The sequence below is a fragment of the Bacillus cereus group sp. N31 genome (assembly GCF_016483245.1).
Lineage (GTDB): Bacteria > Bacillota > Bacilli > Bacillales > Bacillaceae_G > Bacillus_A > Bacillus_A toyonensis.
This window is the reverse complement of the sequence record NZ_JAEHCH010000041.1, coordinates 1-26,218: the sequence shown is the minus strand read 5'-3', so window position 1 is coordinate 26,218 and position 26,218 is coordinate 1. Positions and strand designations below refer to the sequence as shown.

Genomic DNA, 26,218 nt, shown 5'->3' with positions numbered 1-26,218 from the left:
GAGGCATCATGCAATTCTTTGTACTCCACAAATTCTTCTATGTAAAAGGGCATTTCATTTAAATTCTCGTATAATTTTTTACGATGTACGGATTTTTGACGTTGCTTGCTGTAATCCATAAAAATCACCTCATATATACTATAACAGAAAAGAAAACCGAACACAAGTTCGCGTTAAATTCAATTTTTACACAAACTTATTTACATAATTAAATTATGAAATACTAAAACATGCTCAAAACTGAATGGTATAGTGTAGTTAGTCAAATGAAAATTATAGCTAACTAAGTGATAAATTTGTATAAGACCATAAAAATTTGTGTAAAAACTACATATAAATGTATATAAAATAAAACAATTTATATATATAAATTCATATAAAAAATCAACATATGAAAACTGTTTAAAATTCGTTATCTAACATGAATTGGTTAATTTAATCATAATTATGAGGAGTTAATTAGATCAACATAAGAAAAAATCCTATATAGTAAAAGGTAATTTACTATGAATACTTTCAATGAATAGTTCAGTATTTAATGATTCCTATATAAAATAGAAATCATATAGACACATACCAATATACTGAGATTTATGCAATTGAGCTCGAAATCCCTAAATACTGTATTAGATTTTTATTTATACATCTTATTGTTCGTAAAATTGGTATTTCGCGCGAAGTTATAAGTGTTTATTTTTCTCTCCTTTTATAAAGGTATCATATACCTTACCTTTCATCAGTATAAATATGATACATTCAGCTATACATATTTATATTGATGAAATTGTTGCTTATAGGACATTGCCAGTGTATAACATTTTAATACAAAACAGTTAACTTTAACTCCTTAAGACTAAATAGATGGTGTATTTTACAAAATTTAATTGTTGTGATGTCGAAGTAGAGCATTTCCTTTAATTCTTTTTATTGTACTTGGTTTAACTGAGCATTCCGCTAAATATTATTTAAATACAGATTTTAAAATATAACTACTAAATTTCTCTTTCTGTCTCAATGATATAAGTATTCTTTTCATTTTGAGACTTATTCACTTGTTTTTTACAAATACCTATGTGATGTATTATGTAAGTGCGAATCCATACATCCGCATTCGCATTCGCACTTACATAATAACATGCCAATTTGACTTAGATAACTGCGATCCAGTATATATCGTTTAATCTTTTGATCATCAACCGGGATTGTAATGGCGTTTGCGCCAGATGCGTATATATTCTATCTTTTAACACTCTTACTACTAATACTAACTAGATCAATTCTTTATTTTTTTCAGATTCATATATTCTTCTAAAGTTAGCTTTTCTTGATATACATTGTCAGCGATATCTCCTACATAACGAATATGCCAAGGTTCATATGCATAACCTGTTATACTTTCCTTACCTTTTGGATAACGAATGATAAATCCTGCACGATGCGCGTTATCTTTTAGCCATTTGCCTTCCTTCGTATTTGCAAAGGCTAGCTCTAGTCCATTGTTCGCGCTTTTCGATGAAACATCCATTGTTAACCCTGTTTGATGTTCGCTATGCCCTGGTTTTGCAGAGAAGCGATTCGTATGCTCTTGCCCATTCTTTTTAACATTGCTGGCATACAGGCCTTTTTGATACTCATAGGAACGAAATCCTGACACAGCATTCAACTGTATACCATCTTGCTTAGCTAAAAAGAATAGTTTTTCTAACGCTTCCGCTGCCTCTTTACGAAGGTGACTTTTTTCTACCGTTCCACTAAATGAGAAGGGTACATTTGGTACAACTAAATCCTCTGGTTTATAGTTTTCGGGTAAACCATATTCCTTATTTATTACAGCCTGTATACTTGAAAAAGAGCTTGCAATCTTACTTGAAGTCCCATTTTGCTTTCTATTTTTTTCATTATTTATGGAGTTTTCACTAGTTTCATGGTTTGTCTTATATGGCTCTTTACCAATAGATATATTGGTGTAAATGATAAAGGTACCTAACATTACTACTATACAAGTTAAGGTTCCTACTAATTTAAGTCTCATCATTCATTTCCTTCCTGCAACTCCTACAGTTACTCGTTTATCATACTTCAACCATATCAAATCCATATTAATTCCCTGTGAACTTTTCTTCATAACGTATTTCTTAATAGATTGATAGTATATCTTCCTGTTCTTTTTACACCCTTAAAATACCAGTTCTATTCATACATGTAGAAAAATAATTTAAAAATTTGTATAATAAGATAAGAAGTGTAGCATTCTATTATAGAAAGGTCTTGGTATAATGCTAGGTATTGATGTAAAAAAAACAAAAGAAGCGTTAATTATTTCATGGCAATTGGCGGAGGTTACGATCCCATTACGTGATGTGCTTGAGGTTACCGAAGATGCTACCTATGCTGGAGTTGAAGAACCAACTGCAATCCGTATTGGAACAGCATATGGGACAACTGACCGTATATTAATTAGAACTGTAAAACAAAATTATGTATTATTTACTACAAACAAAGTGTCGATTTTAAAAGCTATTCTCGCTTAAATATGGTCATATACATAGACTCAAACAAAGATCGAATAAAGCAAAGGAGAGAAGTCATAGAATAGACTTCTCTCCTTTATTTAATTGAAATGAATATAATAATCCATACTCATTTCAGTATAGCTTTTATAATCTAAGAACATCTTTCTTTTTTTGATTCTGATATTACTAATCAAATTAAGACCAAATCCACACATCATCATTATTTTGATTGCTATTGTTTACCTCATGCACTTTTTCGATGTGATCAACTGTGTTGTAATTAATAGAAATGCCGCCCCAGCCTACATACTTCATATCAATTTTCACTTTCTCACCTGTTTTAAATGCTTGTCCCTTTGTTAAGAACACGTCAATAACGTCTTTCTCCCCATTTTGTGTTGGATACTCAACTACGACATATTTAGTAGCACTGTCTTCCATCGTACCTACTTCTGATACTTCACCAATCACATAATCAGGTGAGCCATTTTCTTTCAAATGCATACCTAGTTTATTTGTAGTATTCTCAACTTCTGTTGCAACCATATACTCCGTAAAGTTACGCATCATAGATCCAGTCGCTTTTACTTCGTCTCCTACTTTCACATTTGAAATATTTTCTATATAAACACTAACAGGTTCTTCATATTGTTTAGATTTCACAACAATCACACCATGATCCACTTCTACTACGCGTCCTTCTAACGTCGAAAAATTCGTTTCAATAGAAGCTGCACTCGCTTTTGTTGCTTCTAATCCTGGTAGATTTGTTCCTGATAATGCTGCGAACCCTAAAGCACCTGCTAAGATTAATTTTTTCATACCCATTCGATAACATCTCCATTCATGATGATTGTATTTGTTTGATTGGTATTCACCAACCTGTAACAATTATAGTTACAAGTTGTGCAAAATTGCAACCATTTTACACATGCAATCTTGCATATCATTATCCTAAAATATAAAAATGTGAGCTCACGGGCTTTTATTTGTGTAATTTTAATTTATTTTAATAAATAAATACGGGAGCTTTTCTACATTTGAAATTATTAAGACCTAAATTTAAAAAGGTTAATGAATTAAAGAGCATAATATATAAGTCTTAGATAATATGTTATGCCCTTTTTTATTCAACTAACGCACCCGTTAACATAATAAAATCACTACGTCTATTACTTCAAATCAGAGGATAACATTCCATATACAAGACTATCTGTCCATTCATTTTTACTCCAAAAATCTTGTATAAAATGGGCTTCTTGTCTCATGCCTATTCGTTCACACAATTTTTGTGAAGCTGTATTACGTGCATCAAGATTAGCTTGTATACGATGTACATTAAATTCATCAAATAATTTAAATACCAAACTACTTACTGCCTCTGTTGCCAAACCTCTCCCAGCTACTTCATTTGAAAAACTATAACCAATCTCAACAGTGTCTTTCATATCTGTGTACCATACTGATAGATCACCAACTACTTTAGTCCTGTATATGACTGCCAAACTTAATATTGATTCTGTAGTGAGTACATTGTTTGCTAGCTTCTGATCGAATCTTTTCTGCATATCTTCATGAGTCCACTTATTATGTAAAAGGTACTTACATGTGTCATCATTATTATAAATAGCAAATACATCCTGTAAATCAGTACCCTTAAACGGTCTAATTATTAATCTTTCTGTTGTGATTTCCAAGTTAGCTTTCCTCCCTTACATTCATTCTACAAAACATTTTTTATAGTATTGAAACCTCCTTCTCAGATTTCATCTAGATTACATATTTCATCATAGTAAATTAAAATCCTTCTTCCACTAACTGCACCGTTAGCTGGATAAGAAAAAGAGCTACAATCGTAGCTTTTAAATTACTATTGCATCAATGTGCTTATACTCAATAATCAACAATAATGTAACTTAATTTGGACTCCATACCTTCTATCTATTGGTAATAAGAAGGTAGTAATACTGTATTAATCCTCATGTCTTTCATGCATCTCTATTTTTTTATTTAGTAAATCTTTACCCCAAACTTGCATTGCTTCTAATACAGGTATAAACTTCTTACCTTGCTCTGTTAGTGAATATTCTACTTTGGGTGGAACAACATTATAAACTTCTCTGAGTACTAGCTCGTCCTCTTCAAGCTCTCTTAATTGTCTAGTTAAGATTCCTTTTGAGATACCAGGTAACATCCTTAATAATTCATTAAACCTAATAACTCCATTCTTGCTTAAGTACCACAAAGTCACAATTTTCCATCTGCCTGCAATTGCATTTTGGGTAACTATTAATGGACAAATCTCTTGCTGTATTTCTTTAGAAATCAATTCATCTTGATAACGAAAGTTTGCTAACTTCACTCGAAACGTATCACCGTCGATATGATCCAGTATCGTAGCTTTGATGATTCTATTAGCATTTTGTTTCTTACTCTCCCCAGGTACTGGGTTCATTGCCTGCTCGACCAATTCTGGTTACTGCAGTTTACCCGTAAACTCTTCTTTTTTACAGGTACGGACGCTGCTGCCTCATAACTATCCTCTTCTTTCTTATATTGCTTTGTTTCGCTTCCTTTCTGCTGGTCTTTCTCCGCTACATTTCTTGTAACGGAAATTCCAGTATCATCTTTGCTACTACACCCTGTTACCACTCCTAAAATCATGCACAATATAGAAATGAACCATAAAATTTTTTTCATCGTATACCTCCTCTCTTCTTATTTTTCTTCCCTTACATCATAACGAGATTGGAATCATTGTTGGAAAAACTATTGATTTCTATGATTTAGCAAAGGTTTATGTATAAATCCATTGCTTAACTCCTCTACTCTTTCAAATGGACTTTTTATGATATGTATGCAGGATTCCCCCATACATGTACCGAAACCCCAATAGGAAAACATTCCACCAATTACCATTCCCATTTCATACCATTACATTTTGGAGGTTAAACAGGATGAAAAAAAAGAAGTTACAAAAATCAGCACTTTCTTTTACCCTACTCTTTTCTTTAGGTGTTTCTTCTTTTCCGCTTACAACAACGATTCATGCGGATACACAAGTGACACAAACTGCAGAAAAGAAACCAGTCTCTTTAACGGAGCGTACGTCTTTATTTTTTGAATATCTCCAGCAAGGCAAATATGCAGAGGCACTTCAGTTGACGTCTGCAGCTTTTCAATCCAAGTTTACGGCAAACATATTACAAAGCTGGTGGACACAAAGTGGCGGGAGCAGAATTACAAGCATGGGAATACCTGTTATAAAGGAACGAAACTTGGTCCATCAAACGGTTGAAATTCCAGGAGCTATCGAAGGAACTACTATTCCACTACTCCTTAAATTCACGCCTGGCGGCAAAGTTGATGAAGTTGGCGTAAGGACGACGCCACAGAAATCTTATACCATCCCGCATCCTAGCTATGACCAACCTGATTCCTACCAAGAACGAGAAATCGTAATTGGTAATGCTACATACCCGTTACCAGCCACATTAACGGTTCCAAAACATAAACCTGGCGAAAAAGTACCTGTTGTTGTTCTTGTTCACGGTTCTGGCCCGCAAGATCGTGACAGTACATTTATGGGAGCTAAAATCTTTAGAGACCTTGCAGCTGGTCTTTCATCAAGCGGTATCGCAGTGTTACGTTACGAGAAACGTTCCTTAGAACACGGTTTTAAAATGAGTGCAGAACCTGCAACGTTAGACCGAGATACTACAGATGATGCCATATATGCAGCAAAATCAGCAGCGCAGCAGGAAGGCATTGACCCGGATAACATTTTCATTCTCGGACATAGCCAAGGTGCTGGCACCATGCCGCGAATACTAAGCAAAGCACCTTCATCACTTGTAAGAGGATGTATTTTAATGGCACCACCTGCACGTCCGTTTACTGACATGCTCCTTGATCAGTTTCAGTACCTTGGAGCACCTAAGGAATATATTGATGAAATAAAAAAACAATTCGCTTACATTGAGGACCCTACTTTTGATCCAGATTACCCACCAGCTGGTTATAATTATCTTTCTCCACATTTCATGTATGATGTGACTCGTTGGCGTCCAGTTGAGGAAGCGAAATCACGAAAAGAGCCATTACTGATTCTGCAAGGCGCACGTGATTATCAAGTAACAGTAAAAGATGAGTTTACGAAATGGCAAGAAGGGCTTTCAAGCCGCAGTAATGTTCATTTCAAAGAATATCCAAAATTGAATCACTTCTTCACGGAAGGCGACGGGGAATTAAGTCACCCTAGTGAATACGAAGTCCCTTCCACTGTTCCTGCGTATGTCATCAAGGACATCGCTACATGGGTCAATGAGACAAAGAAATAAGAAAACAACAAAAGCCATCATGCAATCATCATTGCGTGATGGCTTTTGTGATATTAAAACATGTCGTATCAGAAATTAATCGCTTTATTCGTTCCAATACTAAAAAATAATCCTATGCTTGTTGCAAGAAGCAATAACAAACACATATCCTAAGGCTATATACTAGCTAGCAGGTAGAGTCATAATCTGATTTCTACTTGTAATGTATGTATCATTTTTTGGGTTTGCTTGCAAGTAAGTACATCCTAGACTTGATATTTTTACAGCGCTTATCTGCAAACATCTTGCTATTTCTGATCCGTCAGTGCAAGAATACAAGATTTATTTCGATATGTAAGAATGCATATTATTTCTCTTGGATGTTATGATATACTCTCTTTGTGAGCTGATACAATATTTCTTTAGATTGGAAAACTAAAACCTCATTAACCCAAGTTGGGGGCGCCTTATGGCGTCTTTTTTTAGTTCTGCTACATAGACATTTAGCTTAGATTTTGAAGTAACCCAAAAACAAACAATAAGCTGCGCATTAATATCTTGTGCAGATGGACTCGTTAAGAGCCATAGACTCATTGTTTGAGCAGAGAACGCAGCTGGTGCTAGTTTTGTAGTAATAGATAACCCTACAGGTGATAAACAAAGTTCCCCGATTACGACTAGAAGGAAGCTAATGACTAACAAAATTGGGCTAACAAAGGATTCGGTACCATGGATATATGCAGGGATAATCATCACTAAGAATGATAAACCAGCGAATAATATACCGATCGCAAATTTATTTGCTGTACTTGGTTGGCGTGAATTTAGCTTTACCAACAGCCAAGCAAATACAGGTGCTAGTAAAACAATATAAATAGGGCTTAAGGATTGGAACCATGAAGATTGGATCTCAAATCCTGCCAAGTTTAACTGCGTACGTTTATCAGCATAAGTAGCTAATATGATCGCGCCTTGCTCTTGAATCGCCCAAAACATTGTTGCCGCGATAAATAGTGGTATGTATGCAATTAAGCGCGATTTTTCAATTCTTGTCGTCTTTGGACTACGATACATAAAGACAAAGTAACCTGTTGGAATCAAAATACCTAAGATACTTACTAGTAAAGTAAACCGACTAATAGTCAATATGGGGTACAGCCGAGATACGTGTAAAAATAAGTCACAGACTTACTTTTATTTCCAACTTAATTTTATTTAACTTATAAGAGGGATTATTTCTACTATTGGATGAGTGTTTTGTGAATAAATTACACAATTACCGAAAAAATTATATATAGGATTAACCGTACATACCTATCAACTGAGGATAGAAACGTATGTTAAATCAACTTAAAGCAGACCAATGGAATTGGTTTTTTGGGGACGGTGAAGTGCGGAAACTATTACTCATATAAACAATAGATGAGTATATCCAGTTTTACAATAACGAATGTAATTAATAAAAATTAAACGGCTTAATCCCATTAGAATATAGGATTTAAGCCGCTTAAACTACAGATATAAACTATTTCACTAATGAATGTAATTTAAAACTCTTCATTACATTTGATATTTCGTTATAAATACTATCATACATTCTTTTAAAATTCTTATTTTCATAATATTCAACAGGACGTTGACTTGCACAAATATATCCATAAATTAAATTATCGGTTTCATACAACTTTATAAGTGGTCCAGATTCAATATAATCAGTTACTTCCGAGTTATTATCAAAAATTAAAATGCTACAAATAGGGAATTTCCCCCCTTCAATATTCGCAACAAAACTAATTGTCCCTTTCGCAATTTCGTCAAATGGGTCTCTATTCACATACACATGGTCCATCCAAATAGTAGGGATTTGTAAAGTAAAAGGATACTGTTCATCTACATATTCTTTTGTTAAGCTCGAATTATCAGAGTAACCCAATATATTGGTTGTTTGAAAACTAGTTTGTTTTATATAGTCCATCTGTTTTTCTGCTGCAAAAATTACGGAATCTTCCCATAAAGTTTGACTAAATAAAATACTTACGCCAAGAATGTAAGACCCTATTGTTTTAAAGTTTAAATTCATTATGCTACCTCCATTAAATTAAGAGTACGTCTCATTTCCTTTTGACTTACTATACGTCCTAATAGATTTGGTTTTCTAGTTGAAACTTTCGTCTGATATAGCAAATAAAGTGTATAATAAGTTGCTAATAATATACGATGAAATTTTTATTCAACGTTTACATGATAGTCAATCTTTTCTTGTTCCTCAGATGTGATTGTTGACGAACGTTTAAAGCTTCCAAGTGTAATAAGTAATACTGCTATAACCAATATTGGCACCAACCATTTTATTGTATTTTTTACCATCAAACTGCACTCTCCCTCTTATTAGTTAGATTTCCAAGATCCGTTCCGCCTTCCATCCCCAGCCCCATTCATTTTATTCTTTTTTTCATCTCTAACTAAAGCTTGTACTCCGCCATAAAATACTGGAGAATCCTTATAAATAACGTTATAACCGTCTTCTTTTAAATTTTTCTGTACATTGAATGATAATACATTTTCGGTATACAAGTAATCTTTTTCAAAGGTAAATCGCGATTCATCTACAATGTCTTGTAAAGCAGAATTTCTATGAAAATATTTATCTAATACTAATGTTAAAATTTGTGGGATTCGATTCCCTCCTGGTGATCCAATACCCATAATTTCTGTTCCTTTTTTTTCTAATATTGTAGGAGCCATAAATGTTCTTGACCGTTTACCTGGTTCTCTTTGATTTGGACTATTACTAAAATTATCTAGCTGATTATTTAGAAAAAAACCTTCCATATAAGCTCCAGTACCAAAAAAATTACTTAAAGTATTCGTCACAGAAACAACTGTTCCATATTTGTCCATAACGACAAAATGCGTTGTACTTTCGTGTTCCTCTTCCAGAGGTACTATATTTTCCTTTTTAATTAATCTTGATAGATATTGATTACTAATCCATTTTTGTGAGTTCATTTGAGAAAATTTAGGATCACCTATTGTTTGAACCCTATCTTGATAGGAAACCTTTGTGATTTCACCCATATTTTTCATATATGCCTCTAAATTATTAGCTCTACTATAAGTATTAGTTAATTCAGTTTGTTTTAGCATTTGGAGTAATGTTACCCCAGAAAAAGGCGGAGGAGCCGTATAAACTGTATATCCACAATATTGCCCAATTACGGGTTTCCTCTCTTCAACCTGATACTTGTTAATATCGCTCAAGGGGATATTAGTCATTTTATTAAGTTCTTTGGCTATATCACCCTGATAAAATGCCGTAGTTCCTTTTTCTTGAATATTTTTTAAAGTATTGGACAATTTTTTCTGAATAAGTTTTTTCCCTTTATTAATTGGATTTCCATCAGGATAAAAGATATTTAGCTTTTTCGAATAAATCCGATGAGATGCACCAGCCAATCGAGAAGAAAGTATATCGTCTACTTCAAATCCATTCTCAGCATAGAAAATAGAAGGTTTCAATAATTCCGACATTTCTATAGATCCGTATTTTTTATGTGCAAATTCCATTCCCGCTACGAACCCTGGAATTCCTGTATTACCTGTATTATTAATTTGAGAGGGGGCCATTTCACGGTAGTCTATAAAATTACTTTCCCCATGTTCATTTAAAATTAACATACCACCTCCGCCACCTAATCCTGAAGCGTAAGGTTCTACAACTCCCAACATATATGAAATCACTATTGCCGCATCAATCGCATTTCCTCCTTGTTGTAAAATTTTCATTCCCTCATCTACAGCAAGAGGATGGGAAGCGCTTACTCCGTATGCAAAATCTTTCTTTATGCTTTGCCTTTTTTGTAAGTTATCTTTATTATCAACTAAGTAAAATATTAATATTATTAATATTAGAGAAAGACTAAGTAATAATTTTAAAGCACGTATTTTATGAAAGAAATTCAAACTACTATCTCCTTATCTTTGTGATTGATTAGCTCTTTCATTCTTGTGGTTAAGAATACGTTGGTGATTTACAGTAATTTCTATCTTTCCCTCTTTTTCATTCCATATTGATTCATTCTTTGTTTTTTTTGTAAGTTGGCGATTAATCCTTTCCGTATCCCACCAACCAGCTACTGGACGTGGTGTTCCTTCTTTAATTTTTAAAGGTACTATTTCAACTTTTGCTAATCCGTTATTTTGTAAGTGATATTGTACCAATGCACTATCTTTTGTTCTTGTCCATCCTTGATCAAAAATAAAATTTCCTAAGCTATAAAATATGATACTATTTTTATACACTTCAAAAGATTGGAGAACGTGTGGATGATGACCAATAATAATATCCGCACCTGCATCAACCATTGCTTTTGCTAATGCTTTTTGTCTTGGATTTGCTTCAGTATCATATTCATCTCCCCAGTGCGCATTAACAATTACCAAATCTGCATTTCCTTCTTTAGATTTTTTAGCTTTTCTAATAAGTTCAAAAAATATATCCGGATTCATATTCAGTACACCAGCCTGTTCTTTTGTTGCAATAAAACCATCCACATATGCATCTGTAAAACCAAGTGAAGCAACTCTCACACCATTTAAATCTTGATATACAATATTTTTAGCGTCTGTTAAATTTCCCCCGGCTCCTATATAATCTAAGTTTTCTTCCTTCAAAACTTGTAAGGTATCCTTTAATCCTTTTTCACCATAATCCATCATATGGTTATTTGCTAAATTTAAAATTGTAAAACCAGCTTCTTTAGTAGCTGCAACTGCTTGCCTTTGTGTTTCTAGGTGAATATATTTCTCTGCTTTTTCATATTGTTCCTTCGTTTTTAGTAAAACAGGATTTTCAAAGTTACCACTAACGTAATCTGAATTCTCAAAGTATGGTAAAGTGTATCTGAAAACATAAGTAGGACCATAACGTTCGGAGATTTCTTTTATATTCCGTCCCATCATTACATCACCAACCATCGTCATCGTAAATATTGCTTCTGTATTAGCAGTTATCGGTTCCGTTGCTTTAGTACGCTCAAAAAATGAAAAACAGATTAACGCTATTGAAATACCTAGTAATGTAGTTAATGAATATAGAGTGTTTTTTTTCTTAGTCTTTTTACTAAAAGCTAAGAGCTTTTCTTGAAATGTTAAATTTTTTTGCATTTTTCTCTCCTTAAAATAGATAATAAACGTTCAAAATTCCGAATGTAAGACCACTTAATAAAAGTGTACTACCAATAGTTAATGGCAAACCTTGTTTTTGGATTGTATTAGCAATTAATCCTGGGACAATGACACCAATACCACGAAACTCATAAACTTCAAAAGGCATTACAGGATACAAGTAATCAAATATTAGTTTTAAGCAAATTCCAGTAATAAGCATTGCTGCAAATTTTCGACGGCCATATAAAATTGTAAAACGTGCTATACCATGTGTTACGATTAAGTACGTTAAAAGACTGATAAGTAATACTAGTAACATAAATACAGGCTGATTAAAAATGAGGGATAAATAACCAGCTACAACTAATCCTGAAGGTAATATTCCCGTTTTTTCTGTATATATGAGGCTTAAGGTTACACCTAATACTAATGCGATATATAAATCTGATCCAAACATTACTTCCCCTCCATAAATTTTTATGTTTTTAGCTAACTTGGCTTACTAACTCTTCTTTTATGATTGCATCAATTAATGGTGTAGCTGCTCCATGAATATTTCCTATACCATATACAATACGACCTCTTATACACGGGCGCATAGCGTTCATAATTTCCTCTGTTGACCAACCTTCTAAATCAACAAACGAATTTGCTGGTATTACGCCTTTTTCATAAAAATCCTTAATAGGAGCGGTTGTCTCTCCTATGGCTAATAATATTTCTGCCTCAATATACGGTAATACATCCTTCGCAAACTGTTCAGTTCTATCTACACGATCCGCTCTACAATTCATAATAATAATGGGCGCTTTCTCGCTATATTTAAAAGAACTTACTCTTTCCCAAATACGTAAGGTTGATGATGCATCATTTGCTGCAAATCCATTTACAAAAAATGATGGTTCTACCGTTTCTCCAAATCGTGTAATTCGCATTGCACCAGGATCTGGTTGAGCATTTAACATACCACGAAATGCTATTTCTTCATTAATACCCATTGCTTCGGCAACAGCTAAGGCAATCGATGCATTATCAGGGAATACCATATAATCAAATTTTCGTAAAAATTCATCTGAAATTTTTGAGTTATCTGCTGTTATTACCTTTGTATTTCTTTGTTTAGCTACCTTTTTGAAATACTCTAAATAATCGCTTTCGATTGTTACTAAATAACCATTGTATGGAATTGTTGCCGTAAATGCATCTGCTACCTCATTAAGTGTAGGCCCCATAACATCCATGTGGTCCTCTAAAACATTGACAATGACACCGATATTCGCATCAATCATTATATTCTGAAAAATAATTTGGTAATCTGGCTGAACAGCCATACATTCACATACAAGAGCATCTGCTTCTAAATCTGCTACTTCTTTTATTACTCTCCGCTGTTCACCAATATTAGGTCCTTCTTTTCGTCGTTTTATTGGTGACTCATCTTTGGTAAACCAATAAATCATTCGTGCGGATGTTCCAGTCGTTTTTCCCACAACCTTATAATTAGCCTCTTTCACAACCCCCGTAATTAATCTTGTAACAGTGGACTTTCCTCGAATTCCATTTACATTGATTCTGACTGGTATTGAATGTAACCTTTTTTGATGCAATATACGCTCCCAAATACCATAAGTTAATAGAATTACTACACATAATACTATAGTTAGTATCATTTACAGTTCCACTCCTTCTAGAATCTTAATAAACCTACAACACACCCCCATACATTGATTAGATATGGTTAATCCATGAATTACGTAAAAATATGTTTTTGCGTTGATCATTTAATTTACTATATAAAAGAAAAGGACATTAGTAATTGTTTCCGTATAGATAAATAAAAAGCATACCGTAGTAACTTTTCGGAAATTTCTAAGGCCTCCCTTTGTGACTATACTTACATAAATGTAATATTTAGTAAATTGATAACGTTTGTATTGAAAATTCAGAATATTTAAAGATCGTATTTGGATTGCTATAATAATGATATTTATAAGGGTTTATTTTTTAACTATTTAAGATTGTAAAGTTTCTTGTCTCTCTATCCTGATATTGAGGAAACAGATAATGTTGTTAAAACCATTGCAAAATTTTTAAATGAACCACCCTCCGTTAACGAAGGTTATGTAAATATATAAAGGTAACAGAAATAATTATTAAACGGCTATATGAGGCACCGCTACATCGCTATAAAGCTAAGGTTTTGCACTATCCATAAAGCAAAAAAGACGTTATCCTTTCTTTAGAATTATAGGAAAGGATGGTGTTTCTTTATGAATCTTTCAATTCCTGATGAACTTAAACCGATTACTGAAGAATTACAACGACATATGTCTCCTCATGTTCTAGAACACTTAGCCAAAGAAAAAGGATTCTTTCAGCGAAAGAGTAAATATCAAGCACAGGAGTTAGTTGCTTTATGTGTATGGCTTAGTCAACAGATTGCAAGTACATCACTCACACAATTATGTAGCTGACTTGAAGAATCTACAGGTGTTCTTATAAGCGCTGAAGGACTTAACCAGCGATTTAATGCTTCCGCAGTAAAGTTTCTTGAACAAGTTCTAGCTAACCTTCTAAACCAAAAAATTCATTCAACACAAGAAATAATTCATCAATATACCACGATCTTTAAGCACATTCGGATTCTAGATTCTACAACATTTCAGCTTCCAGATAAGTTTTCTTCACATTATCAAGGCTCAGGTTTGTATAAAAATATGAACTGATTTTTTATATTTGATACCAACCATGAACTTTTTTAGAACAATAGTTTCATTATGTCTACTTTTTAGAAATTATTTTTACTTACTTTTAAGTTTTTCACCAAAATTGGAAAATCCCTGGCTACTCGAAACATCAACTATCAGGTACTAATATTCAATAACGCGTACTGAAAATGATTAAACATTTCTATAAACCAGCGGAACGTTTAAGAAATCGATTTTTCTCTTATCGAAATTTAATTAACTTACAGTAATACAGTGGTCATATATTTTTAAGAATAACGGAAGAATATATAGAAATTGCTTCAGAAATGTGAAGTTTAATTAATTTAGGAGGAACAAACTTGTTTAATCAGCTTGTAAAAGTTATACCGAATTTATTTACGATTGGAAATTTATTGTGCGGCGTTTTCTCAATCACCTTGAATATGAGTGAATATTTAGGAGCAGCCTCCATTTTCATTTTCTTTTCAGCTATTTTAGATTTTCTTGATGGAAGAATTGCGAGAAAATTAAAAGTGAACAGTGAGTTTGGTGTAGAATTGGATTCCTTAGCTGATATTGTTAGTTTCGGCGTCGCTCCTGCACTTTTATTTCATACGATAGCAACACCTTCTATTTTAACTTCTTTGGCATTTATCCTTTTCCCAACAATGGGTGCTTTAAGATTAGCTAAATTTAGTGTTAAACCAACTATTGGATATTTTAAGGGATTACCTATTCCAGCTGCAGGATTATCATTGGCTGGTATGGGATTGTTTTCATATAGCAATGCTTGGATTACTTTAATCGTCGCTCTCTTAATGGTAAGTCCCATTAGGTTTAAAAAATTTTAATTGAGGTCACGCCCAACGCCATTAAGGAGCATTTCAAATGGATTTAAAGCGTCAATAAGTATAAAAACGCGGGACAATAATATTAAATTAGGTGCCATTCATAAAAATTAAAACCATCTTTTTAAGGCTATTGCGTTAATCCATCGATATGTTGTTCTGAAACGTCAATACACTTTTAACAGGAGCTCCCTTTATCAAGAGAGCTCCTATTCTTATTTCTTCTTCTTTTCTGTCGGTTGGCTTTGTTTAGCAAAATTAGATTAATCATCAAAGTTCGGTTACTTTTTACCAGCATTATTACTTCTACCTTTTCCCATATGTAATGCACCTCCCCTCAACCCTTACTATTCCCAATAAAAAAATTCTCTTGCAACCAAGAGAATTTTTGATTGGGTTCTTATTGATAATACCTAGGTACTTCCAACACTTCCATTCCATAACAGATGGATCCAATGTTAAATTCATTAATGCTAAAACAAATATTACATTTTCATATTTACTGGATAATCAATTAATAATCCTAATGTATTTCCTGAAGCTGCAACAATTATGATTTCCTTGTCTAACACGTCATCTATAACTTCTTTTAATTATTCATACCTATCATACAATATTTTCCTACACATTGAGATTGCATGTTGTATAAGGAAGCCCTTCTTTTTTCCATGCAAGAAATCCTCCCTTTAAATTCACTACTTCCTTTATACCAGCTCTTTGTAAAATACTAGCTGCTATAGCGGAACGTAGTCCGGTTCGACATTGCAAAACTATTGGACAATCTTTCGGTATATAATCTATCTGTTCAATTAGATTACCTAAAGTGATATGTATTGCATCATTAAGGTGTCCTTCCTCCCACTCTTTTTTACTACGCACATCGATAACCTTAACGCTTTCACCTTTTATATGCGGATATAATTCAATCGATGTTTTTTCTTTGTAACTTTCAATTCTATCAAGTCTTTGTATTACTTTTAAGGGTGCAAAAGCAATAATATTATCTAACCCAATGGATTCAAATTCTCTAATAACTGCCTCCGCTTTAACCTTTTCTTCATCTAAAATTATTAAAGTTTCTTTTTTATAATCTAATAACCATCCACACCAAGTTGTGAAAGAATTGTTATAAGGTATGTTAATTGACTTCTCAATATGACCTACAGCAAAACTCTCTACATCTCTTATATCAACTATTTGGTGAACGCTTCTCAAAATTTCTTGAAGTTCTTCTACTGTATTAATGGCAATACTCTTTCTCTTCTTACGAATTGGGGGACCATACTTATTTAAATTCTTCATTAATGAAAAATACTTTGGAGGCTCTGGCTGTCCCGTCAATAAAGTCGATATAAAATCACTTTCTTCATTACACTGAAATGCCCAATTGAACATCTTTTCATAACCTAATGTAGAAGTTGGAATCGCTCCTAATGCTTTTCCACATGCGCTTCCCGCACCATGTGATGGCCATATTTGCAAATAATCAGGAAGTATTTTTATTTTTTGTATAGAATCAAATAATTGTTTCGCTCCTATTGTTGCAGTATCTTTAATACCGACTGCAGTTTCTAATAAATCCGGCCTTCCTATATCTCCTACAAATATAAAATCACCTGTGAATATTCCTATCGGTTTATCATTCGTATAATTATTTTGACTTGTATCAGTTACTAAAAAAGAAATACTTTCAGGCGTATGCCCTGGGGTGTGAATTACATTAAATTTTATATGACCTACTTTAAACTCTGTGCCCTCTCTAACCAATTTGTATCGACCTTCGTTAAGATATTGATATTTCCAATCACAATCTCCTTCATCAGATACATATAAATTTGCATGATAAAGATTAGAAAGTTCTCTAGACCCGGAAAGAAAATCAGCATGAATATGAGTCTCAGCCGCAGCAATTACTTCCATCCCCTCTTTTTTAGCAAACTCTATATATTGTTCTATATAGCGACCTGGATCAATTACAATTGCTACGCCTTCCTTCTGACAACCGACTAAATAGGAAGCATGTGCTAATTTTTCATCAAAAAAATATTTTAACAGCATAGCTATTCCCTCCAAATAGTTATTTCAAATTGATTTTCAATTTTGTAACAACTTTTTATCTTCTCCTATAGAATCCCTTTCAACATTAAATTCCAATACATATATGGCAACATATATCTTTTAAGTAAAAACATACTATACCGTTCTTTCGCTTGATTAAATGGAAACGTTTCTTGGGGCTCATGTTCATAGTTAAATTCAGCGAGTATAAGACTTTTATATCCTGTAACAATCGGACATGATGTATATCCATCATATTTAGCCTGTAAATCTCTTCCGCTAAGTACGTCCATAATATTTTGTTTTAAGACAGGTATTTGTTTTCGAATTGCCGCTCCAGTTTTAGAGGTGGGTAAATTGGTACAATCTCCAAGTCCGAAAATATTCTTATACTGTACATGCTGCAAAGTATAAGGGCTTATATCTACCCACCCCTGAGAATCACTTATCTCACTCTCTTTAATAAAATTAGGTGGCCCCATTGGTGGAACAACATGGATCATACTGTATGGTACAGTTTCTCTTTTCAGTGTTTGCGTATCTTCAAAAATTGCTTCTCTCTTTTCGGCAATAATTTCTACTAAGTTTTTATTATAATTTGTTATAATTTTCTTTCTTTCTAGTACTTGTTCTAAAGTATTTGCATAACGTGGAACCTGAAATATGTTAGCGTTCGCAGTATAAAACATTACTTCACTTTTGTTTCTTACACCGGTATTAGAAAAATACTCTTCTGCTAAATACATAATCTTTTGTGGAGCACCACCGCATTTAATAGGAGTATTGGGGTGGGTAAAAACAGCATTTCCTCCTTTAAATTTTTCAACTTCTCTCCAAGTTGAATCAACATATTTATAAGAGTAATTGCTACAAATCCCATTATTCCCAATAGACTCTTTTAAGCCTTTAATACCTTCCCAATTAATTTGTATTCCGGCTGCTACAATAAGAATTTCATACTCAAGCAGTAGTCCATCATCTAAAAGTATCTTATTTTCAGTCGGAAATAACTTAACAACACTTTTAGGGATCCACGTTGCTCCTTTTGGAATAAGCGATTCTTGATCACGCATCGTACTTTCCTTTGAAACAATGCCTCCCCCCACTAAACTCCATAGTGGCTGAAAGTAATGTTTTTTTGACGAATCAATAATCGCTATACTTTCTTTCAATAGGGGGACATTTCGTAATAAATGTGCAGTAGAAGATAGTCCTGCAGTCCCAGCACCAATTACAATAATTTTATAACTATCTCTGGTCTTCATTATCCTCTTCCTATCTAAATTTGATTTTTAATTTAACTAATTAGTAGCTGTATTTTCATCGTAGTAACATTATTATAAGTTTAAAACACTATTATTTTATCTGATTTAAATGAAAATTTTGTTAATTCTATCATTCACATTACTATATGCGTAAATCCCCTATGTTACTTCCATATTTTATTTTAAATAATAAAACTATATATTGTTATATAAAATAAAAATAATATATTAAAATACTTTTCATGAATCCCGATAAGTAATGTTTACAAAAACAGGATCTAACATCTTAGCTGTTACAATAAGTAGATTCACATAATTCACAACTATGACAAGTATTAAATATCGCTTAAGTTTCGTTACCTTTTTCTGTATATAATGATGAAAAATTGTGAAATTTTATCGCATTACGCAAGACATTTAATATCAAATATATTACTTTTACTATGAACTAAATGTGTTTATAGGACTTTTCTAGATAAACAAGTTGCTAAATTAACTCTCAAGAAGTCATTACCATTACATTTATCTAAAAATTGAAAAAATATGTGTAGATGGATATCATCTTAAATACATATATAATTACCTTTAATTTTCTGACACGATTTCACATAATTCTTAAACTAATTTTTTGCGTACATTATGAAAAAAATTGCACTGTGTCAGTCTTTAAAAGATTATATATCATAACTTTAAGAGAGGAAGGAAAACTATGAAGATGAAAAGAAAAATCATTATGACAACAGCACTTGCAGCTACATTAGCTACAGGTGTGCTACCTACTACCTCGGTGTTTGCTGCAGAAAAAGAGGCTTCTATTCAACCAAAAGAGGCACAAATGAGTATTCAACCATTAGCACAAAATAATTTAGAAACAGCTGTTAATGCTGCCTTAAATGGTCCAGAAGTCAAAAAAATAAAAGTATTTGAGCATGAATTTAACGTGAAAGAAATAGAAGTAGTAAATCTAGGTGCAGGAAAAAAATATGTTAAGGGACAAATTTCTCATCATTTAAGTTTTCGTCCAGATGATCAATTTTATTATGAGTTTACAGTACAAGATGGAAAGGTACTAGATAAACCTGTATTTAATATTGATAGAGGTGGTTGGACACCATTTGCTGCTCCACTTTTATCAATTCTTGCTGCTTATAATGGAATTCCAGTTAATCCAAATGATTTAAATGCACTTGGTCAGCAGATTGGTAAAGTTATAGATGGAAGCTGGGAACATGCAGCCCAATCAATCGCAACTGTAGTTAGTCTAAGTTTTAATGAGTAGAATTTTTCAATTTTTATTAGCATTGTAGGGATTCACTTTTTGTAATCAGCCTTGTTATAAGAGATTCTAAAACAGCTATTAATAAATTTTTACCACTCATTCACATTATCTTGATTTGTTTACCACCTTATCATTCATTATATGTCACAAAATAGAAGTCTTTTTTAGGACTTCTGTTTTGTTTGTATACAATACGATAAACAGTTGTTTTTGGAGGCTATACTTCGATTTTTCAAGAATCCGTTTGGCTATTAGGTACAATTCATTAAAACAAATTATTAAAGTCTCAAATAACTTACTCCCCCTATTTTTAATTATTTTTAAATACAAGAATTTATTATCTTAAGAATGAAAAACAATAAATATAGGAAAAAATCATCTAGCAATTGTTTAAAGGTCAGGAGAGATAAAATGAAGAAAATAAAAATAAGAAATTTCATTAAAATTAGCATCCTCACTTGTATTACACTAGCAAGTTTAAGTACACCATCTACTATTTTAGCTGATAGTCATTCAGGTTATTCCTATGAATCCAATATAGGATATCAAAATCCAGCGTGGATGTCGAAAATAGAAGATTCTACAAAATTAAGTGAAATATCTATTCCAGGGACTCACGGTACAATGGCTTTACATGGAGCAAGCTTTCTTGATGAAAATTTGACAAGAAATCAAACTATGAGTCTATCCCAACAATTAAATTCTGGAATCCGATATGTAGATATGCGTGTTAAACGTGTAAAAGATTCTTTTGCAATGTATCATGGCATTGTAAATCAAAAAGCTGTGTTTGAAGATGTATTAAAAGAGACAATTCAATTTTTAAAAGATCATCCAACAGAAACAATATTAATGCGCCTAAAAGAAGAAACTACTCCTGAGAGTGGATCTCTATCATTTGAGGAGATATTTTTAAAATATAAAAACGTCAATGCTTCATATTTTTGGAACCCTAACTCCGTACCAACTTCAGATAGAAATAACCCTACTTTAGGAGATACCCGCGGGAAAATTGTAATCTTACAAAACTTTACATCCACTCAATTGTACGGTATTGATTACGAAGGTTTGAATATACAAGATAAATTTGAAATTGGAGGCGGACCAGACGAAATATATGCAAAATGGATTGCGATAAAAACCCATCTACAAAATGCAAATACTAACTTTAATAATGGAAAAATTTATCTCAACCATTTTAGTGGTACGGGGGGCGCAGCGGCATTTTTAAATAATGTATATCCTTGGTTTATTGCAAGCGGAAAAGAGAGCAGAAATACTGATAGTAGTCCTAAATTGATTCAAACGAATTCCACAAATGCATGGAGTGATTTCCCTCGCGATAGAAACGGACAAGTATACTATGGGGGAATGAATACACTTGGGACCGAAATCTTACAACAAGGCATAATTAAACATTCTGGTATCATCGCAGCTGATTTTCCTGGTCCAGGTTTAATTGATAGTATCATTAAATTAAATGGTATACATTCTAATGAAAAAGAAATATTAATTTCGCAAATACCATCTGAATCTAGTCCTTTATCCGGGCAACAAAATCGATCCAGTCAAAACTTTAAAATTGATAGTTTACCTGTAGGTACCAAAGAATTAAAATGGGTTATTGAGCCTTCAGAAAAGGATTATCCTTCTACTATCTCTTTCAATGTAATGATTGATGTTCCCCTAGGAATAGATTCTACTCGTTGGAAAAACATTTCACATGAATCTAGGACTGAAGCTTACACAAATACTAAATATTATATTGCAAGTCCAATTGGTGCCACTAGCAAATTCACAGTGAAAATATATGCTATTACAAATTAGAAAATAAAGAATCCAAATGGAATTCCTTTTTGATGGAATACCATTCGGATTCTTTTTTGATTTTAATTCGTTAACATTAGGATGATGATTAAATTTATTAATATACCATTTAAACCATTAGATAATTCATGTTTGGAACGACCCTTACTTTTTAAAGAGAAATTCAAAATTGTTAACTACCTTTTCCACCTTATCATTTATTCAAAACTGGCTTCCAAAGCGATAAGGCAAAAATCCAATTTGAGTCACCATTTCCTTGATGATCTTGAACCGCTTCATACACTTTTCCCTCATGTACTACTCTATCACCCTTAGTATATGCTTTTCTTGCATCCCATTTTTCATATGTGGAATCCTCTGATTTTGTTGTTACATTCAAAACATCACTTCTACTAGATTCATTTCCAGCTAAATCAACCGCCGTCACTACATATTTATACGATGTATTAGCCTTCAAATCTTTATCCATAAAGGATGTATTAGCCGCTGTCCCAATTTTATTCATAACCCCAGCGCTTTCTCTATATACAATATAATGGTCTACGCCTACATTATCTTCAGACGGACTCCACATCAAGTCAACAGTTGTTGCTGTTGTACTCATACTATGTAATCCTTTCGGTTGAGTCGGAGCTTCTATATCTGGGATTTCATTTGTTGTCTTAACCTTTAGTTCTTCACTTTCTTTTGATATGTTTCCAGCAGAGTCTAACGCCTTTATTGTATAGGTATATTCCGTATTTGCTTTTAGTTTTTTATCAATAAATGTTGTACCTGGTACCGTATCAATTACTTCCCCATTGCGTAACACTTGATATTCCTTTACACCTATATTATCCGTAGAAGCCTTCCATGTTAGCGCAACACTATCGGCAGTAACTTTAGATGCATTTAATTCAGTTGGTTGACTTGGCGCTACTGTATCGGGAGTTTCATTATTTACTAGATTTACATCAATTACATTATAAAACGCATTTGACGTATCTGCTACATCCCATACAGCTAAAATAACATGATAACCATTGCGATCAGTTGGTACATTAATTGTATGTGTTAAATTATTTGATGCGGCAGAACCATCATGTTTCACAGTTCCAATTGGTTCTAATTCAGCACGTGTTAATGGTTTATTAGGATCCCATCCCTTTTTTGTAATGTAATAATGCCAATTACTTGTAGGATGTGCAGCTGTATATTTCCATGTAAAGGTATTTGCTCCACCCTTAATCGTGTTTTTGAACCAGCGATTTGATGTTTGTTGGTCAAGAATTCCTCCAAACAGTCCTCCTGCCGAAGCGATTTTCCCATCAATCGGTCCCCCATCTGGGAATCCTTTAGGTGCTTCTAGGCTTTGAGGCTCGTACATTATATTTCCACAATTTAAATTCAATGCTCCATAATTCTGACTACATAAAGCAGCACGGCTACTTGGCTTTTCAACAAATCCATGTGCATAAGCACTTTGAGGAATCATAGTAATAGCCGTTACCCCTGCAGCTAAAACACAAGCACCAATTCCTTTTTTACTTTTTCTTAATCTTTCCAATTTAGATGTTAATTTCAAATTCATTCTTGTCCCCCCAATATATTATTGTTATCGCTAATATAATAGCAATATAGGGATAAACGAACAAATCACCAATTAATATATTAATATCTCTCATAAATTGGTGCATTTATTATTATTTTTAATCTCCTATAAAAATAAAGTAAATACAATTACGCTATTTTGTAACATTATGTATTTAAAGAAGAATAAAAACCTCATTTTATTTCACAAAAAATTCAAATATTAAAACGGATAATTAAATCATGTAGGAAAAATTAATTTTTTATATTACAAAAAAGCAAAAAAAGTCTGGAAGAAACCGATTATATCCGTTTCTTCCAGACTTTCACTTCTTTTATACCACTCACAAATCCTTTAACCTTAAACATATACACTTGAAGTTAAAACCCACATAACTAATATAACCTATATGTTGACTAGCTTCTAAATGTTAAAATTCATAAATTAATAGTAACAGACCAATTAAAACAAGCCATTTAGCAAACACATATATTATTCTTACTAATTCAATCTAACGCTTAATTACTTATAAAATAGCTTAAGGTATCTAGCGTAACTGTATTTTCTTTATTAATACCATTGTCTACCCTGCATTTCCTTACTTTAAACAGATCATCAAGAGATTGTTAATGTTTAAAATGTTTAAGGAAAAGCCATTTTTCATTATCATATTCTAAAAATTTATTATGTTATTTTTATCTAATAAGGCACAGAAACAAAGGGTAAACTTCAGTGTGCTTGAGAAACGTTCTTAGGGTGAAACGTTTAAAGGGTACATTAGTACTGAGTTTTTATTAAATGTTCCTGTACCTAATATTTAAATTAACGTATGTCAAAATATTTTACAATACGAGTGTGAAACGTTACATATTTCTATATAAAATGATACATTTCATCAGCACGCCTCTTCTAATATTGATGCTAAATATAGAAAATTCAGCTCGTTGGGATTTAATTTTAGAATTCTCATAAAAGCATATGATAGATTAGGCACGTAATTGTCACAAATTAATAGTCTATATACTTTTTAATTACCTATAAAAACTCTATTACCACTTTATTATTTACTCCTAAACTAAGGCACATCTATACCTACAATTTCTTAAAACTCTTTTAGATAATATTTCAAAAGAGTCGATAGTTTTATTTTTTTTATTTTTTTATTGTACATTTGTGCATTTGATGTTAGGATTATGCCTATTAAAATTGAATCCTAACGATTCTTCTTTATAATTTCCATATTTTAATTGTTAAATAAAAATATAGATTCTGATATATATATTCAAAATCAGACCTAAAATGTTTTTATTTTACAATGATGTCGTGGCATACCTTTAGAATGGAAAGATATATGCAACAACGTGTTAAGGGGTTACAGGAGGAACAAAAATGAGAGACTTTTTTGATGATAAGTACAAAAATATTGAATTAAAAAGGAGGTTAATAAATTTAATAAGTGAAATTAGCGAATTCAAAGGAAAATTAGCTGCTTATCAGGAACAAAACCCTGACATATTTAATAGTTTAGAAAAAACTATACCACTACATTACATAAAAAATTTCACAACTATTTATGAGGATATAAAAGTTCCTAATAAAAGATTAAAAGAACTTATTTTAGATGATATAGTACCTCAAAATATTTCTGAAGATGCTATTTTTTGCTATTATCAAACACTTTCTTTTATACATAAAAACTCCTGTACTTTATTAATTAATCCAGCAACTATACAGGAATTACATTTTCAACTAATACATTACATTACCTCTGACAGTGCCAAATGGCGTGAAAAACCTTTTATTATTCCAGGAGTTCCAGAACATGGAATGCACTTGAATAGTTACCGCATTCTTCCGCATGAACTCATTCCACAGTTTATGGAGCAATTATGTGATCAATACAACTCATTAAATACTAGTAAGGGGCTACATTCACTTTTATTAATAGCTCGTTTTATATTAAATTTTTATTGCATAGTCCCTTTCAATCAAGGTAATAACAGGCTGGCATTTATGTTAATGCAATTGCTGTTAATTAAGAGTGGACATACATTTGTAAAATATGTATGTTTGGATAAATATATTAAGAAAAATGAATCTGATTATTACAATTCGATTTATAAATCTTCCGTGAATTGGTACTGCGAGGAACATAATAATAGTTTTTGGTTAAAAACGTTTTTAACAATTATATTAGAGGCTTACAAAGATCTTCATAACACAGTTCTAGATTCTATATGTAAACATACTAAAGTTGAGAGAATTCAGGATTTTATACTTAAACAAAAACAACCTTTTACTAAGGAAAGTATTCGTAACACTTATCCAGATATTGCAGAAAGTACAATCAGTAAGGCTTTAAATTCCTTGCAAGTGTTTGGCCATATTAAGCTAGTTACAAAAGGAAGAAACGCAACGTGGATTAAGATTTGACCATACTTTCAATACACATGAGGTTTAAAATTTCAATTATAACCTTATCATTGAAATTCATGACTTTGAGCTCATATTCATTGAATTTCATTTTAATTTTAAGCTAATATTACTTTTTTAGTTATTTCTAATTCCAACAAAACATTTTATAGGAAAAGGTCCGCTTTCCCCCGCCTTTTCCTATAATAAAATGAAATTTAAACATAAAATAATTGTCGAAAAAAGTCTA

The 26,218-nt window shown here is 32.4% G+C and carries 20 protein-coding genes and 3 pseudogenes; 7 read left to right on the top strand and 16 right to left on the bottom strand.

The window, feature by feature from the left end:
• Both JDS81_RS28315 and JDS81_RS28310 read right to left on the bottom strand, forming a co-directional pair.
• Positions 1-119 (bottom strand): annotated as a pseudogene (locus JDS81_RS28315) (tyrosine recombinase XerS); the annotation flags it as partial.
• 1,154 nt (positions 120-1,273) lie between these two features.
• Positions 1,274-2,032 (bottom strand): M15 family metallopeptidase, encoded by a 759-nt coding sequence (locus tag JDS81_RS28310; RefSeq protein WP_097954859.1) that lies wholly within the window; start codon positions 2,030-2,032, stop codon positions 1,274-1,276.
• Between the two features lie 244 nt (positions 2,033-2,276).
• Between JDS81_RS28310 and JDS81_RS28305 the strand changes: the two genes are divergently transcribed.
• Positions 2,277-2,531, top strand: coding sequence for a SunI/YnzG family protein (locus tag JDS81_RS28305; RefSeq protein ID WP_097954855.1), 255 nt, complete (start codon positions 2,277-2,279; stop codon positions 2,529-2,531).
• 177 nt (positions 2,532-2,708) lie between these two features.
• On the opposite strand, the gene JDS81_RS28300 is transcribed toward JDS81_RS28305, so the two are convergent.
• The 4 genes from JDS81_RS28300 to JDS81_RS28285 form a co-directional block, all read right to left on the bottom strand.
• Entirely contained in the window at positions 2,709-3,341 is a 633-nt protein-coding gene (locus tag JDS81_RS28300) for an ATP F0F1 synthase subunit alpha (RefSeq protein ID WP_097954854.1), read from the bottom strand.
• Positions 3,342-3,685: 344 nt separating this feature from the next.
• Entirely contained in the window at positions 3,686-4,210 is a 525-nt protein-coding gene (locus tag JDS81_RS28295) for a GNAT family N-acetyltransferase (protein WP_097954853.1), read from the bottom strand.
• Positions 4,211-4,485: 275 nt separating this feature from the next.
• The gene (locus JDS81_RS28290; protein WP_286675697.1) at positions 4,486-4,875 is read right to left on the bottom strand and encodes a winged helix-turn-helix transcriptional regulator; all 390 of its coding nucleotides are present in this window, start codon (positions 4,873-4,875) and stop codon (positions 4,486-4,488) included.
• An 89-nt stretch (positions 4,876-4,964) separates the two neighbouring features.
• Positions 4,965-5,213: a hypothetical protein gene (locus JDS81_RS28285; RefSeq protein WP_097954851.1), complete on the bottom strand. Its 249-nt coding sequence runs from the start codon at positions 5,211-5,213 to the stop codon at positions 4,965-4,967.
• A 257-nt stretch (positions 5,214-5,470) separates the two neighbouring features.
• Between JDS81_RS28285 and JDS81_RS28280 the strand changes: the two genes are divergently transcribed.
• Entirely contained in the window at positions 5,471-6,853 is a 1,383-nt protein-coding gene (locus JDS81_RS28280; RefSeq protein ID WP_142316348.1) for an alpha/beta hydrolase family protein, read from the top strand.
• A gap of 414 nt (positions 6,854-7,267) precedes the next feature.
• Here JDS81_RS28280 and JDS81_RS28275 read toward each other — a convergent pair.
• The 7 genes and pseudogenes from JDS81_RS28275 to pgsB form a co-directional block, all read right to left on the bottom strand.
• Positions 7,268-7,981 (bottom strand): annotated as a pseudogene (locus tag JDS81_RS28275) (oligopeptide:H+ symporter); the annotation flags it as partial.
• Positions 7,982-8,357: 376 nt separating this feature from the next.
• Positions 8,358-8,912: a hypothetical protein gene (locus tag JDS81_RS28270; RefSeq protein WP_097954850.1), complete on the bottom strand. Its 555-nt coding sequence runs from the start codon at positions 8,910-8,912 to the stop codon at positions 8,358-8,360.
• Between the two features lie 146 nt (positions 8,913-9,058).
• A complete protein-coding gene (locus JDS81_RS30630; protein ID WP_000240488.1) occupies positions 9,059-9,199 on the bottom strand; it encodes a CapE family protein in 141 nt (46 codons plus the stop codon).
• Positions 9,200-9,220: 21 nt separating this feature from the next.
• The gene (locus tag JDS81_RS28265; protein WP_097954849.1) at positions 9,221-10,795 is read right to left on the bottom strand and encodes a gamma-glutamyltransferase family protein; all 1,575 of its coding nucleotides are present in this window, start codon (positions 10,793-10,795) and stop codon (positions 9,221-9,223) included.
• A gap of 12 nt (positions 10,796-10,807) precedes the next feature.
• The gene (locus JDS81_RS28260; RefSeq protein WP_097954848.1) at positions 10,808-11,998 is read right to left on the bottom strand and encodes a CapA family protein; all 1,191 of its coding nucleotides are present in this window, start codon (positions 11,996-11,998) and stop codon (positions 10,808-10,810) included.
• 10 nt (positions 11,999-12,008) lie between these two features.
• Positions 12,009-12,458, bottom strand: coding sequence for a poly-gamma-glutamate biosynthesis protein PgsC (gene pgsC / locus JDS81_RS28255; RefSeq protein WP_097954847.1), 450 nt, complete (start codon positions 12,456-12,458; stop codon positions 12,009-12,011).
• A gap of 28 nt (positions 12,459-12,486) precedes the next feature.
• Positions 12,487-13,671: a poly-gamma-glutamate synthase PgsB gene (pgsB, locus tag JDS81_RS28250; protein ID WP_097954846.1), complete on the bottom strand. Its 1,185-nt coding sequence runs from the start codon at positions 13,669-13,671 to the stop codon at positions 12,487-12,489.
• Between the two features lie 600 nt (positions 13,672-14,271).
• Here pgsB and JDS81_RS28245 point away from each other — a divergent pair.
• Positions 14,272-14,706: pseudogene (locus JDS81_RS28245) on the top strand (transposase); the annotation flags it as partial.
• Positions 14,707-15,068: 362 nt separating this feature from the next.
• A complete protein-coding gene (pssA, locus tag JDS81_RS28240) occupies positions 15,069-15,560 on the top strand; it encodes a CDP-diacylglycerol--serine O-phosphatidyltransferase (RefSeq protein WP_097954845.1) in 492 nt (163 codons plus the stop codon).
• Positions 15,561-16,178: 618 nt separating this feature from the next.
• Here the strand turns inward: pssA and JDS81_RS28235 are convergent.
• Positions 16,179-17,615: an MBL fold metallo-hydrolase gene (locus tag JDS81_RS28235; protein WP_097954844.1), complete on the bottom strand. Its 1,437-nt coding sequence runs from the start codon at positions 17,613-17,615 to the stop codon at positions 16,179-16,181.
• Positions 17,616-17,680: 65 nt separating this feature from the next.
• Positions 17,681-18,880 carry an NAD(P)/FAD-dependent oxidoreductase gene (locus JDS81_RS28230; protein WP_097954843.1) on the bottom strand — a complete coding sequence of 400 codons (1,200 nt, stop codon included), beginning with the start codon at positions 18,878-18,880 and terminating at the stop codon, positions 17,681-17,683.
• A 709-nt stretch (positions 18,881-19,589) separates the two neighbouring features.
• On the opposite strand from JDS81_RS28230, the gene JDS81_RS28225 reads away from it, so the two are divergent.
• Together JDS81_RS28225 and JDS81_RS28220 are read left to right on the top strand one after the other, a co-directional pair.
• Complete coding sequence (locus JDS81_RS28225; RefSeq protein ID WP_097954842.1) at positions 19,590-20,159, top strand: methyltransferase; 570 nt, start codon at positions 19,590-19,592, stop codon at positions 20,157-20,159.
• Positions 20,160-20,570: 411 nt separating this feature from the next.
• A complete protein-coding gene (locus tag JDS81_RS28220) occupies positions 20,571-21,986 on the top strand; it encodes a phosphatidylinositol-specific phospholipase C (RefSeq protein WP_097954841.1) in 1,416 nt (471 codons plus the stop codon).
• Between the two features lie 193 nt (positions 21,987-22,179).
• Here JDS81_RS28220 and JDS81_RS28215 read toward each other — a convergent pair whose 3' ends face one another.
• Positions 22,180-23,556, bottom strand: a complete 1,377-nt coding sequence (locus JDS81_RS28215) for a lytic polysaccharide monooxygenase (RefSeq protein WP_001049840.1) — start codon at positions 23,554-23,556, stop codon at positions 22,180-22,182.
• A 1,389-nt stretch (positions 23,557-24,945) separates the two neighbouring features.
• Between JDS81_RS28215 and JDS81_RS28210 the strand changes: the two genes are divergently transcribed.
• Entirely contained in the window at positions 24,946-25,989 is a 1,044-nt protein-coding gene (locus tag JDS81_RS28210; protein ID WP_016130658.1) for a Fic family protein, read from the top strand.
• Positions 25,990-26,218 lie beyond the last annotated feature (229 nt).